The organism is Aporhodopirellula aestuarii, assembly GCF_023701485.1.
Lineage (GTDB): Bacteria > Planctomycetota > Planctomycetia > Pirellulales > Pirellulaceae > Rhodopirellula > Rhodopirellula aestuarii.
Genome location: NZ_JAMQBK010000019.1, coordinates 1 through 10,526, shown reverse-complemented (window position 1 = coordinate 10,526; position 10,526 = coordinate 1). Strand labels below are relative to the sequence as shown.

Below are 10,526 nucleotides of genomic sequence, written 5' to 3'. Positions count from 1 at the left end.
TGAACGTGCGATTGCCCTGGAGCCTCGGGAGACGTTGATTGTTTCAGTGCTGTTTTTAGCGGAACGGCGCAAGCCGTTCGGTCCCGAGTCACCGATCGGCTTGCTCAGTTCCGCTACATTTCAGAAATCCCGCAGTAATTAAGTTAACGTCACAAAGCGGTGCCTTCCGGCCATTAAGCTTCTCAGATCCTGTTTAAAGGCCGCGTGCCCGCTTCCGTTTCTGCACTAAGCTTTCACAAAACCAATCGTGAAAAAAGATAATCAAACGCGATTGAAAGAGATCTCCCAAAAAACGATGCACACGTCGCCATAAAAGCATCTTGGGACTCGGTACCATATCGTGGTTGGCTGTGGGGGCGGGTGGCCAGCCGCCTGCGGCAAATCGCCCCAATCCCCTAGTCATTATCGCCGACGACCAATCGACGTATCATTTAAGAATAGATATCCCGATTCCAGCTTGGATTGCGCCGGTGTTCGATCAGTTGGAGAGTGACGGAATGGTTTTTAGCGGGCCGCAGCACGCGGTACGCGAAGCAGTGCTCGCGAGGTATCGTAATCGCTGTCACGAACTCGTGACCGAGCTGGCTCAATAGAGGATCTTGTGATGTCATTCAAAGTATACTTCGTGTTTCTAGTTCTCGTGTTCAGCCTGGTGCCGTGTGTTGCAGCGGTGGATTTGGTGGACAAGAACGGGCGAACCATCCAAGCCGACGTGCTCGAGCTGAACGCGGACGCACTCACCGTCAGAAGATCGGATGGGCGACGATTCACGTTTCCGATCAGTTTGCTTTCCGAAGCATCGCAGCAATTAGTCAGAGATGCCCTCAATGACGGGACGCCGAACGACTCGCCATCACGCATGCCCGAATTCAGCTGGGACACGCTTCCTCTCTACATACACATCAGGAAAGTGGACGCGTTCAACGATCAGGAATTGAATTACCTCGCCGGCTTCCCGTTGATCACTTTGGAGAAGACCACGGGTTCCCGAGCTTACGGTTCCACCGACGAAGGGACCATCGAAGCCGCCAAGGCGATCAAGCAAATCAACCCTGCGGCAAAAGTCTTGTTTTACCGCAATGTCATCGTCCACTACGGCACATACAGCTTCGACGAACAACTTGCGGACATTCCCAACTGGTATCTCGTTGATAAACGCGGCAACGACCAACTGATTCGAGGAAATAGTCGAGCCTATGACACTTCCACGCCGGAGCTTCGCAATTGGTGGGTCGCGACAGCAGCGGAGGTTTGCAAGAGCCCGTATGTGGACGGTTTGTTTCTCGACGGGAACATTAAAGTTTTAACATCGTTCTTGGTACGGCAATTGCCAGCGAATAAGAAACAACAGACCATTGATGGTTATCACGAGATGATGACGGAGACCCGCAAGGCTCTCGGTCCCGAGAAACTGATGCTCGCGAATATCATCCGCGGCCGGTTCACGGATGGAGGACTTGAATTCATGGACTATTTCGACGGTTCGTACTTGGAGTGTTTTACCACGCCAGCGGGGACTCGGTTGAGCAAGGCCGATTATCTCGTCAAAGGAATCGACGCGACCCAGAAGGCTGCTCGCCAGGGAAAGATCATTGCGATGACGTTGGGCTTGGGCGAAAGCAGCGTGTCCGACGATGTTGATGAACTGCACACGCGGATCGACGATATTTCAGAGATTCGGCAGGACGAACTCAACTTCAAACTAGCCCTCTTTTTGGTCTGTGCCGAGAAATACAGCTACCTGTTCTTGAACGACGGATACTGCGTCGACACGAGAGGCAAGAACGAGGTCTGCCAAAGCGGGCTGTGGTTGAAGTCGCTCCCTGAATACAAGAAACCATTGGGCGCACCCAAGGGCCCGGCCAACCAACAAGGCTATCTCTACACCCGCGAGTTCGAGCACGCCTCAGTATGGCTCGACCTGGATAACAGCGTGGGAAAGATTCGTTGGGACTGACCGCTTCGTTCACACGGGGGGCGTACATTGTAAGCGGCGGACGAATGCTGGAACGCTGCCGAGGATATCGACTGGACGCTCGCGGTTAGCCCGCACTTGCCGAGAACAAATGAAGCAGTGAAATACGACCGGTTCGTTCAACGGGCGGCGTAGTGGAAGCCTTCTGCGGCTTGTCGAATGAATCGGGATCGAATGAGATCATTCATTCCGACGTACCGGTTGGTTTTTCGGAAGGGACTCCCGACCCCTTCGATCGGCTTTCGCCAGAGCGTTTCTGTAGATGACGTAGGTTTTCAAAGGTAGCTACGTTCGCCAGAACATGGTCCACCGTCGGGCGACGGTGGCTACGTCAAAAATGGAAATGCTCTAATGATCATTCGCTCCGCATTTTCATGCGGAAGACGTGTGAGCAGCTGCCGTAGCCGGGAGTGGTGTTGACTCCGGTTGCCACGTACAGATACGCCGGTTGGCCATCAATTGCCAATACCTGCGCGCGTTCGAGATGGCCGTCAAGCTTTCCTCGGTAGGCAGTGCCGTTTTGCAAGGAGTCTTCGCCAACATAATGGGCGAGATCTTCGTAGGCGCGTGTCACGTCTTTCTTGTCAAAATGGAATCCGTCCTTGGATTTCCACAAGAGTCCGCCACCACTGGACCCTTTGGAAGCACCAAAATCCCGACTGAGCATATACACCGAATCACCCAGACTGAACGCGTAAGCATCTTCAAGGGGCATCGTTCCCGGAGTGACGTATTTTGGGTGATTCTTGTAAGGGCCTTCGAGGGTGTCTGACACCGTGACACCGTACATGTATTTGCGTTTTTTTGAGTTGGCCCATGGGAAGACCACGGATTTGACGTACAGCAAATATTTCCCGTTGTGCTTGATCAGTGAAGGATTCGAGACGCCTAATCGGGCGGTGAAATTCCAGTCCTTAGGATCGGTGGATTTTCGCACCATCGTTCCATCGGGCTCGGCGCCCGCAGCCGGCTTCCAGTCATCGGAAAGGTCGTCGGCGACATACATGACAATGCGCTGCGTCGTTAAATCGTCGTTTTCATTGACGATAAAACAGAGCACGTATTTCCCATCGATCTCTTTGATCGATGGATTGTGCGGCGAGTTGAATTTGCCATCCTGGTCGGGTACGGCCACGCGGACAAATTCGAACGGCCCCTCGGGCTTATCGCCGACGTAGTGTGCAATCTCGCATTCCTGATACCACCCGTTGAAATCGTTCCGCGTTGTCATCGACCATCGGGCCACATAGAGGTGGACTTTCCCGTCCGGACCGATGACGGGCGACGATCCCCAGACATGCATGCCTTCCGTTTGCACCGCAAGCCCTACGTATTCAAATTCGAACTCGCAGGGCTGCGCCATGCAGCGGGTTGAAAGGAGGCACCCCAAAAACGCCAACCACAGAATTTTCATTGCTTTCTTCCCAAACCGCAAAATGAAGACACCCTCGATGAAGAATGTTAGCATAATCAGACACGCGTCAAATCGATACGTTCATCAACGCGAGCGATACGGTATCCCACGAGACAACGGTTATCCGCTCTTCCCTTCAATCACCTTGGCGAGGAAAACGCAGCCCTGCTTACACAGCTTCTTGTTGAACTTGCGACCCATTGGGCTAAGCCCCGCATTTCCGATCAGTCATGTGAGAGGGGCGTACACGCGAACAGGCCTTTTTTCATGCGATTTCGTTGCGTAGGAACGATGGCATCGGGGATTGGTCATTCCAAACGGGGTACCTGCTGCATTTTGACTGGTCAGCGGATCGGTGACATTGCAACGTTTGCCGGTACGTGGGAAAACTATTTCAATGACTTGAATCGACTTGCGGTCCCAGTGGCCGTTGTCGTAACCCCGCCGTGACTCCTGATGAACAGTCAATCACAAAACTTACTGACTCGGATTTCGTTGCTGGAGCTTGCCCAATCAGGGAAAGACCATCCGGCTTGGGAGGAATTCCTAGGCTATTACGAACCGTTCATAAGCCGGATTCTGATGCAGACTGGAGTCGCTCGTTCGGATGTCGAAGATGTTTGCCAATTAGTGCTGATGCGTCTGTGGAAAGATCTGGTGAACTACCAGCGCAAACCACACCAGGCGCGATTTCGCACGTGGTTGTCCTATCTGATTCACAGCACATTGGTCGATTGGCACCGGCAACAACGGCGTGATCGACTCGTCGTGGACTCGGATTCCTTTGTCTTCGAGCAAGCAGTGATTAACCAGTCTGAACTCGAGGCAAGGATTGAGGCAGAGTGGAAAGAACACATTGTCGATCTGGCTCTCGAGCGATTGAAAGCGATCTTCTCTGGAAATGCTGTGGATGTCTTTGTTCGCAGCGTCGAGGGAGAGTCGGTCGAAGAGATCAGCCGACAATTGAATATCAGCGAAGAAAGCGTGTATGTGTTGAAACATCGCGTCAAGAAACGCCTTGTCCGCGCCGTGTACGAGTTGCGACGAGAGTTGGAGCTTCCCGATGGCCATTCTTGATTCTCCTCCCGCGAGGGTAGCCTTCTCGATTTACCCAAATTCAGAAACGCCAACAACCTGATGAATAACAGCCATCCACGAAACGAAGATCTTCAGCGTATCAGGCCGATTGTAAGTGACTTGTTCGATCAAGCTGATCCGGCACAGGCGTATGACGACAATCTGGAATCTGACGACGATATTTGTCCTTTGTATTGTTCGATTTCACGAATCAAGCAACGTTACCAGGACCCCGTGCTGATTGGTCGCGGTGGGATGAAAGAGGTCTATCGGGTGTACGACGCGCGAGCGGTGCGTCACGTGGCGATGGCCAAACCGCTACCAAATTTTTCCAGCGATCAGTACGACGCTTTTTTGCGTGAAGCACACCTGACGGCGCGATTGAACCACCCGAACATCATTAACCTGTTCGACATGGACATCGATCGGGAAGGGCGGCCGTTTTTCACGATGGAGTTGAGACACGGTCAGTCGCTTCGAGAGGTGATCCGGTCGCTGCGTGATGATCGAGCCAAGAACGAAATTCCGCTGCACCAACGCTTGGAACTCTTCCTGCGAGTTTGCGATGCAGTTGCCTACGCTCATTCTCGCCGCGTTCTACACCTGGACATCAAACCCGAGAACATTTTTGTGGGCGATTTTGGGGAGGTGAAGGTTTGTGATTGGGGTATGGGCGTCGTGATGGCTCGTGAGGAAGGAGATAGCGAGTCGGCCGTCCTGCTCGATCCTGACCTTTACGGGTCGCTCCTGCAATCGGTCAGTGGCACGCCGATTTACATGGCTCCCGAACAAAAGGACAGGCGACAACAAAAAACACCTCAAATGGATATTTACGCGCTTGGCTGTCTGCTCCAGGAATGGTTGACCTTAAAAGCGCCCTCACAATCCAAGTCCGCGAATTCCGGGATCGACGCGCCGCTGGCAGCGACCATTGCCAAAGCGATGGCGATTGAGCCAGCCGATCGCTATCAAGATGTCGCCTCCTTGCGGGAGGACATTTCGCGTTTTCTACTTGGATACAGCACGTCGGTCGAGCAAACCAGTCTGCGCCGCGAGGCTGCGTTGTTCTATCGCAGGCATCGCGAAGCATGTTCGATCGCGTTAGGCTCACTCGTCATTTTAGCGATGTGTGTCACCGTTTTTGTGTGGCAGCTTCGCCAAAGTCGTGAACAGGCATTGACCGCCAAAGCGGTCGCGGTGGAAGCGCGTGGGCACGCGCAGGAAGCACAAGGAAGGGCCTTAGATGCGCAACGAGTCGCGGAGGATGCTCAACAGAAGACCGCTGCCGCGCTGGAACGGGCCGAACAGGCACAACGACACGCGGAGAAGTCGTTGGCGAAGTATTTGGCAGAAAAGAATGAATCGGATCGACGCCTCGACTCTCAAATTGTCGCCGCCGCAAGACATTCGGATTTTGTCATTGACGCAGCCATGCAGCGTGAGGATGAGTTGCAGTCTGCGCTCCAGTTCGCAGTGGTGCAGTTGGACTCGATCCTCGATTTTGATCCGCCGCCCAGTTCGTTTGCTTGGACTCAGAAGTTTTGGACTCTGTTTATTGTTCAGGACTTTGAAGCGGCGTTGGATCTGAGTCGAGCCGGGAAAGAAATCACCCCTGAACTCCTACTGCTTGCCGAAAATTATTTGCCGTATCGAAATGCGGACGGGTACCTCGACACTGCTCACTTCATCTCGTTGATGCATGATTTGGTTGCGATCGATCCTTGGCGAGCACCACTTGCTGAAAAAATGATGATCTATGACGGGATTCATGACCGAACACCCGAGGAAAAACTCGCGATCACGCGAGCATGGGTGCAAATCAATAATCCGAAATGGCAAAGTGAAGGATTGACGTATGAACCGGAGACCGCAACGGTGCGGTTGCGTGGCATGGGTTTAAAGCACCTGAACCGGACCATGGCAGCTTCATCCAAACGCCACCCAAATCGATTTTGCCTGCTGCAGATACTCAAACCGAAAGTGCTGGATCTTCGCGAAACGAACTTTCGCGACTTGTCTGAGCTAGCAAGCTTGCAGCTTCTGGAGCTCGATATCCGTCAAACTCCGGTCACGGATCTTTCTCCACTGCGGGGTAGCCGCACCCTCCGACGTCTCTATCTAGACGCTGATAAGATTCCCGAATCGCAAATCGCAGATCTGCCGCCCTCGATCGATGTTGTTCGGGGGGGGCAGTAATACGTTCTCCGGCCAGGCATCGGATTGAGCGAAGTGCTTGGGAAAGCATTTAACTTGCAGAACGTCGATGCTTGCGCTGGGTTTTTGCGGCGAAAATGACGTGACTTGAAAAAAAATCGAATATTCTTTCCGCCAAGTGTTCAGATTCTGCGCGTAGACCTCGGTTAGTGTTTGTATGAGAGGGATTACCCTGTCTCTCGTTATCAACAGTAATTAACCGTATTCCTTCGGAAACCGAGGTACAAAGATGCCGACATCAAGTCGTTCCCCCCGAGCTACACGGGGTTTCACATTAGTAGAACTCTTAGTCGTGATTGCAATCATCGGCGTGCTGGTGGGCTTGTTGTTGCCCGCCGTCCAAGCCGCCCGCGAAGCCGCCCGACGAATGAGCTGCAGTAACAATTTCAAGCAAATTGGACTGGCTGTTCACAATTACCATTCGGCCTACAACCAATTGCCGACCCAGATGTCCGGAACGGGCCACGGAAACAATTCCGGCTCTCACCCAAACCGAACGAACGGCAACGGCGAAAGGCACAGTATCTTCGTTGGACTTTTGCCGTTCTTCGAACAACAAGCGTTGTGGGAACAGATTTCGAATCCTTTGGTCGGTCGTACTGATGGCGGGACATCGGGTTGGGGATCGGTCGGTCAACCGTGGGTTGCCTTTGGTCCGTCACCCAACGTCGCAAATTACCCTCCCTACTTAACGTCGGTCCCAGCCCTGCGGTGCCCGAGTGATCCGGGTGTGGGGCTTCCTGCATACGGTCGGACGAATTATGCAGCCTGCACTGGAGATAGCCCGTTCCGCGGTGGTGTCGGTGCGGCCGATAATCACTTGAACAGAAACGCGACTCGCGCACAAATGGTTCGTGCCAGTCAACGAGGTGTGTTTGTGCCTCGTCAAAAAATGGCGTTTCGCGACATCCTTGATGGCTTGGCGAATACCGTCATGGCCGGCGAAATTGCTACCGATCTCGGCGACCGAGACACGCGAACAGATCCCTTGTCCAACAATAGTGATGTGACGCTTCGCGCAGAGTCGGGAGGCAATCCGCAGGCACCGGTTGGATCGCCTAGTCAGTGTTCAGGCAACGTTGGTGTTGACCCAGAACGGCCACAGTTTTGGAGCAGCAGTGCCTCGACGCCTCTCTCGGTTATCTTTGGCGGGATTGAACTGGATAAACTCCGTGGCTATCGCTGGGCGAGTGGATTCCCTGTTTTCAGTCAGATCAATACGCTGTCGCCGCCAAACACTGCGGTCTGCTTTCAAGCTGCGAATGAACAGGGAACAAATAACGTCTACAACCGATCCGGCGTATTTTCGGCGAGCAGTCGGCACCAGGGTGGATGCCATGTGTTGATGGGCGATGGTGCGGTGAAATTCATCACCGATTCGATCGAAGCCGGCAATCAGAATGCGACTCCAGTTGCTCAGCTCGGTACTGGTGTCAGTGCCCCCGGCTCGCGAAGCCCTTATGGTCTCTGGGGATCCTTGGGTACCCGGGCCGCAAAGGAAACCATCGAAGAGGAACTGTAGGATTCCGTTCGGCACTCTGTCGAGCGAGTTGTCCCATGCAAGAGCCCTCCTTCGCGTTGATCGGATGTGAAGGAGGTCTTGGTGGGGCTTCTAACCGTGTGAAAATAACTTTTTGGACTAACGACAAATGACGAAACGAATTTTTCCTCTCCTCTGCCTTCTGTGTTGTCTGGTCGGTCTTACCGGTTGCGGTTCACCTGAGGGCGGACTTGTGATTGACCAAGGTACGATGACATTTGAAGAGCTGCAGGAGATGCAAGCCAAAAGTTTGGCGCGTCAAGCAGAAGAATCGGGAGAGGACGCGGGAGATGAAGAGGTAGACGCGGGTTTGTAGACCTGCGTAGCTGGATAGCACCCGTTATCACGTAGCTCGGTCTCTCGGGACGTTGATTGTTTGAGGGCTGTTCTTAGCGGAACGGCGCAAGCCGTCCGGTCCCGCACCGCGTTTTAACGCTTGCAGAGAACTAGTTCTCTGCGTGAACTTTTAATACCGAACCCTACGCATTGAAGCACTCTGGATTCCTAGCGGTCCGGTGGTTTGCCAACGACGCCTTACGATCAAGAGCGATGCCGCATTCTCCATGCTGCATCGCTCTTCTGCGTTGTGTGCAGTACCTGTCGAAACGTGGATCTTGATTCCCCGCTGAACCACGCCAGCGTTGTTCGCTGTTTTAAGCTCGTAGGCTGGAGACTGTCGGTATCTCTGTCATTAGGTGCTAGCCGTGATTCCTACGTCCAACGAAAGCAATCGCTGGGCTGCCAAAAATTTCTTTATGAACAAGATGTGTCGCTATCCCATTTTCGTTTAGCTGGATGCAGAGTTACGCGAATGGTTAAGCAGGTGCATAGAAGTGATTCGGTATAGCGACAATTCCGCTGATCGTGATCGGTTCGGCCTACAGTTCGCGGCAGTTTCGCCAGAGGATTCCTGCGTACCTGCTTAATACGCGTCAGAAAAGCGAAAGGTGCGGTAAACCAAGCGACGCTCCAGTGACGAAGCCGCTGTCTTGTTCAGAACCATGTTAGGCCTTTCGGCGTGTGCGTGGCAGGGGGAAAAGATGGCGTCAGTCCATGCCATAAAGCAATGCGTCTGCAACTAACGTTTGAGACACCACGATGATTCCTAGACACATGAGCACGGACAGAACTGCGGACGTGGCGACGATCCAGTCGTCGAGCGGTCGATTCAGCTGTGTCGCTGAAAGTAGTCCAGCGACAATTGGGAGGAGACACACGATTACAAGTACTACGCCGGAATCGAGGCCGGCGTAAAGCACCTCGTAGTGTGGCTCACTTTCAGGCGTCTGTATTGTTGAGAGAAAAAAAGATCGCGCGATGGAGAACAGGGCGATCGCCAAGACGGCACCCGTGGCGAAACCAATTGAGAATCTACCTGTGGCTTGAACCATCGGAATCCAATAAGGAAAGTGTTTGACGACACCGCCGTTACGATGCCGTTTGACGCTGAATCACCGAGTCGTCTACCATCGGTAGGAAGCATGAACAAGCAACGAAGACGGGCCCACGGAGACCTTGCGTAACAACTATGTTGGGCGACCGTTGAGCTGCCGAGCCATGTCGACTTGCAGGCTGAAGGCTTCAAGAACCGGCACCGATCCGCGATGGCGTGAATCGAGGTTGTCAGCCTCCGTCCAGAGAAAAGGGTAGAAACTGATGGTGCGATCTGGCGACATATCTGCGATCTCCGAAACCCAGTCCGTCCAGCGAAAGTCGGCGTAGAAGGATTGGAGATCGCCGGAGAATGCCCAGTGAATAAAATCGGTGTAACCCATGTCGAGTGGCTCCCAATCGAGTGTGTCGGGAGCAAAGTAGTAGAGGTTTCCCGCATCATTGCCAAGCGAACCACCGTTGACCGCGAAGAAACCGCCTGCGACGTCATCGGCGACGAGGAGGAATGGTGGCGGCGAATTTTCAGTCATCAGTCCGCAGTCGCGGTTCCATTGGGGTAGCGAACGCGTGAAGGCGTTGCAGCCACCACCGAGGATGCGAAGCCAACCGTGGTCAACGAGCATGCCCCCAGACTCGTAGATGATGGCACCCATTGGAGAACGCGTCGTAACCTGCGTGGCGAGCAACGCGTCCGCGCGAGTCGATTCGACAGGCGGGAAGACGGACACGCCGTTCGTGGCCTCTGCCATCCATCTTCGCACGTCGGGCCAACGTGGATCGTCGTATTCGATTAGTTCGTCGAGGGAACGCATTTGGCTAATTCGTGCAGCGGTTTGTGTTGCAGGCCAACGCACCACGAGTTGCGTTACAGAAAAGACACGCTGAATCAGGAACACCGTTGAACCGTTCGTCAC

Annotated in this window: 8 protein-coding genes; 6 read left to right on the top strand and 2 right to left on the bottom strand. The window is 53.6% G+C overall.

All coding sequences use genetic code 11. The features are described from left to right. Window positions 1-320: 320 nt before the first annotated feature. Together NB063_RS06315 and NB063_RS06310 are read left to right on the top strand one after the other, a co-directional pair. A complete protein-coding gene (locus NB063_RS06315; RefSeq protein WP_250927910.1) occupies window positions 321-593 on the top strand; it encodes a hypothetical protein in 273 nt (90 codons plus the stop codon). Window positions 594-604: 11 nt separating this feature from the next. Further along, window positions 605-1,957, top strand: coding sequence for a putative glycoside hydrolase (locus tag NB063_RS06310; protein WP_250927909.1), 1,353 nt, complete (start codon window positions 605-607; stop codon window positions 1,955-1,957). A 373-nt stretch (window positions 1,958-2,330) separates the two neighbouring features. On the opposite strand, the gene NB063_RS06305 is transcribed toward NB063_RS06310, so the two are convergent. Beyond that, window positions 2,331-3,389 carry a glycoside hydrolase family protein gene (locus NB063_RS06305; protein ID WP_250927908.1) on the bottom strand — a complete coding sequence of 353 codons (1,059 nt, stop codon included), beginning with the start codon at window positions 3,387-3,389 and terminating at the stop codon, window positions 2,331-2,333. A 456-nt stretch (window positions 3,390-3,845) separates the two neighbouring features. Between NB063_RS06305 and NB063_RS06300 the strand changes: the two genes are divergently transcribed. The 4 genes from NB063_RS06300 to NB063_RS06285 all read left to right on the top strand — a co-directional run bounded on the left by NB063_RS06300 (window position 3,846) and on the right by NB063_RS06285 (window position 8,536). Then, entirely contained in the window at window positions 3,846-4,466 is a 621-nt protein-coding gene (locus tag NB063_RS06300) for an RNA polymerase sigma factor (protein WP_250927907.1), read from the top strand. Between the two features lie 60 nt (window positions 4,467-4,526). After that, complete coding sequence (locus tag NB063_RS06295) at window positions 4,527-6,662, top strand: serine/threonine protein kinase (protein WP_250927906.1); 2,136 nt, start codon at window positions 4,527-4,529, stop codon at window positions 6,660-6,662. A gap of 247 nt (window positions 6,663-6,909) precedes the next feature. Next, a complete protein-coding gene (locus tag NB063_RS06290; RefSeq protein WP_250927905.1) occupies window positions 6,910-8,202 on the top strand; it encodes a DUF1559 domain-containing protein in 1,293 nt (430 codons plus the stop codon). A gap of 127 nt (window positions 8,203-8,329) precedes the next feature. Further along, window positions 8,330-8,536 (top strand): hypothetical protein, encoded by a 207-nt coding sequence (locus NB063_RS06285; protein WP_250927904.1) that lies wholly within the window; start codon window positions 8,330-8,332, stop codon window positions 8,534-8,536. A gap of 1,210 nt (window positions 8,537-9,746) precedes the next feature. On the opposite strand, the gene NB063_RS06280 is transcribed toward NB063_RS06285, so the two are convergent. Then, a partial coding sequence (locus NB063_RS06280) for a DUF2625 domain-containing protein (RefSeq protein WP_250927903.1) occupies window positions 9,747-10,526 on the bottom strand: 780 nt, incomplete at its 5' end.

Excerpts from the sequence above, each read along its gene's own strand:
- NB063_RS06310 (WP_250927909.1), top strand. The coding sequence starts at position 605 with ATGTCATTCAAAGTATACTTCGTGTTTCTAGTTCTCGTGTTCAGCCTG.
- NB063_RS06305 (WP_250927908.1), bottom strand. The coding sequence starts at position 3,389 with ATGAAAATTCTGTGGTTGGCGTTTTTGGGGTGCCTCCTTTCAACCCGC.
- NB063_RS06300 (WP_250927907.1), top strand. The coding sequence starts at position 3,846 with ATGAACAGTCAATCACAAAACTTACTGACTCGGATTTCGTTGCTGGAG.
- NB063_RS06295 (WP_250927906.1), top strand. The coding sequence starts at position 4,527 with ATGAATAACAGCCATCCACGAAACGAAGATCTTCAGCGTATCAGGCCG.
- NB063_RS06290 (WP_250927905.1), top strand. The coding sequence starts at position 6,910 with ATGCCGACATCAAGTCGTTCCCCCCGAGCTACACGGGGTTTCACATTA.
- NB063_RS06285 (WP_250927904.1), top strand. The coding sequence starts at position 8,330 with ATGACGAAACGAATTTTTCCTCTCCTCTGCCTTCTGTGTTGTCTGGTC.